Source organism: bacterium (assembly GCA_030019025.1).
In the GTDB taxonomy this organism is placed as follows: domain Bacteria; phylum Hydrothermota; class Hydrothermia; order UBA1063; family UBA1063; genus UBA1063.
This window is the reverse complement of the sequence record JASEFR010000008.1, coordinates 49,421-51,250: the sequence shown is the minus strand read 5'-3', so window position 1 is coordinate 51,250 and position 1,830 is coordinate 49,421. Positions and strand designations below refer to the sequence as shown.

Here is a 1,830-nt window from a genome sequence, read left to right as displayed (position 1 = left end):
CATATTCCATGAACAAAAGGTGCCTAAAATAGTCTTCCATTTCAATCTTCAAAACTGCTGAAAAATTTGCAGACTCTGTTAACACACTAAAGCCGTATCCCCCTTGTCCCTTTCCGCTCTTGTGATAGAAAATTTGCATTCTTCCACGTTGCATAACCTTACCCAAAATCAGCTTATAGTTTAGTTCTAAAGAGTCCTGTAACATTTCGGCTGACACAAACAATCCATTTCCAATATCAACAGGAAGAACCACCTTACCCCTTAAAACCTGAATTCTTCTTCCGATCACCGAAAAATTTAGTGAAAGACGCAAAGGAACATAATAAAGGTTGGGATAACTTATAGAACTTTTAAACCAAAATCTGCCTTTATCCAACCCGCCCGCAAGGATTGGCAGCGGGGTTGAGTTTTTAGCTCCTAAAATCAAATCGTATCCGCCCTTTCTTTTCAAAAAACGGTAATCCATTACCTCGAAGAAATCCAACATTTTAAAAAAAAGGGAGGCTTTTGAAAAATTTTCTTCCGAAAAAAAGTCTTTTTTCAAAAAGCTCCTAAGATATCCATAACTTCGCAAATTTCCATTTACATCTACATATACCCTGGAAATAGGGACTAACTTTTCATTTTTCACAAAAATGATAACACCACTCTCCTCCCTTAAAACCTCAATTTGGGGGTCAACTATTCCCCTGCTTTCAAGATACTCAAAGAGCGTTCGGACCACTATTGCCAAAGTAGCTGAATCGGAAAGGGTATCCGGCAGGTTTACTAAAAGCGAATCCAAAACTTTTTGTGAGACGATCTTTGAATTAATAGAAACAGAGTTAAAGGTTAAAAAAAACAGGAGAAGAATATTCACAACTCAAAAAGAAATTCCTTCCAGCGATTGTCGGGCACCTTAATGGAAGAGAAAAGAAGAGTCAAGTAAGTAGGCTTTTTAGGGGGCTTAAGAAGTTTCATTCCAGCTTCTTCGGGAGTACTGTCGCCTTTTCTATTATTACAGCGAAAACATGCGCAAACCAGATTTTCCCATGTTTCACCACCACCAAGCCTCTTTGGAATAACGTGGTCAATGGTCATAGGGCCTTCACTTGTACCACAATACTGACAGGTATAATTGTCCCTTCTCAAAATATTTTTCTTATTTAGTGGAACTTCTCTATACTTTAGCGGAATGTGGTACCTTAACCTTATAACGCTTGGTAACCTTAATGTTAGTCTCTCGGCACGCCAATAAAGTCCATCTTTAAAGTAAATAGGTTCTGCTTTTTTTAAGATGACCAACCTTACTGCTTTTCTTAAACTAAGAACATTTAAAGGTGTATAATCGTAGTTTAATAGTAAAACTTCACCACGGCTCAATTCCTTTCCACACTCCGAATGCCTTGGATCTGTTTCTCTCAGCCATCTCGTATCTCCTATTTATCTGATCTTTCAGATTAGCATCAGCATACTTAATTGCATTGCTGTAGGCATCCTTCGCCATCTCGTAGTACCTCACTGCTTCACCAGCACCAGCCCTATTCCCTTTTGCTTTTGCACTCTGATATGTGGAATTTGCAATGCCAAAGTACGCATCTCCCAGGAGAAAATATCCAAGAGCTTTGTAATAATCCGTCAACTCAGGTAGAGCAAGAAGCTTCTGAATTACAGGAATGGCATCATTGTAGCGCTTTAGATCATAAGTAAGATACATGGCTTTTTTCAAAATAGCTACAGGGTTACTATTAGAAAGGTTAATCGCAGTATCATAATCTTTCAGCGCCTGTGTGGTCTTACCGATTCCGGCGTAAATATCCCCTCTATATACGTAATATGCATAATTTGTGG

Annotated in this window: 3 protein-coding genes; all 3 read right to left on the bottom strand. The window is 38.6% G+C overall.

Annotated elements, in window-relative coordinates:
- Nucleotides 1-784, bottom strand: a 784-nt coding sequence (locus tag QMD82_03345) for a hypothetical protein (protein MDI6850956.1), incomplete at its 3' end; no start/stop codon positions are given.
- A gap of 71 nt (nt 785-855) precedes the next feature.
- Complete coding sequence (locus tag QMD82_03340) at nt 856-1,362, bottom strand: HNH endonuclease (protein MDI6850955.1); 507 nt, start codon at nt 1,360-1,362, stop codon at nt 856-858.
- Nucleotides 1,349-1,830: hypothetical protein (locus QMD82_03335; protein ID MDI6850954.1), on the bottom strand; the 482-nt coding region annotated here is incomplete at its 5' end. The genes QMD82_03340 and QMD82_03335, both read right to left, overlap by 14 nt.